Below are 545 nucleotides of genomic sequence, written 5' to 3'. Positions count from 1 at the left end.
CAGCACGGTTCAGGATCATCGCCGTAGATCACCCGAAAATCCACGTAGGACACGGTCTTAGTCAGGCAGAACGCCAGAAGCCCAATCCGATCATTCTGGATTGGGCTTCTGTGCCGGGTGGGCGTAACTGGGTTCGAACCAGTGACCCCTCGCTTGTAAGGCGAGTGCTCTACCGCTGAGCTATACGCCCTCGTCGTCCTCGGAGGGACCGAAAAAGTGTACCCCGGCTGGGAGGGGGTGTGCGCCTTGCCGAAGGAGGCGGGGGCCTTTCGCGAACCGGGAGGGGGTGGGGGACGTCTCATCCGGCGTCAAGAGAGTGAGGGCCTGATGAGCGTCTTTCTGGTCGGTGTTCTGGTCGTCGGGATCCTGGTGGTCGGTATGGGGGTGGCCGCTGCGGTGGGCTCCTCCAAGAGGAGGGTCCCGGGCCGTCCGCGGCGGCGTTCCTCGTGGTCGCTCGAGAGCGGTGACGGCGGGTTCTTCGACTTCGGGTCGGGGTCCGACTCCGGTTCCTCCGGGTGTGGCGGGGGCGGTGGGGGCGGGGGCGA

At 65.9% G+C, this 545-nt stretch carries 1 protein-coding gene and 1 tRNA gene; one reads left to right on the top strand and one right to left on the bottom strand.

Annotated elements, in window-relative coordinates; all coding sequences use genetic code 11:
- Positions 1–118: 118 nt before the first annotated feature.
- Positions 119–190: transfer RNA gene (locus tag ABD327_RS22085), tRNA-Val, on the bottom strand.
- Between the two features lie 137 nt (positions 191–327).
- Between ABD327_RS22085 and ABD327_RS22080 the strand changes: the two genes are divergently transcribed.
- The coding region (locus tag ABD327_RS22080) for a hypothetical protein (protein WP_344452494.1) at positions 328–545 on the top strand (218 nt) is incomplete at its 3' end.

The organism is Actinocorallia aurantiaca (genome assembly GCF_039533685.1).
Taxonomy (GTDB): domain Bacteria; phylum Actinomycetota; class Actinomycetes; order Streptosporangiales; family Streptosporangiaceae; genus Actinocorallia; species Actinocorallia aurantiaca.
This window is presented reverse-complemented; position numbering and strand designations above follow the sequence as displayed.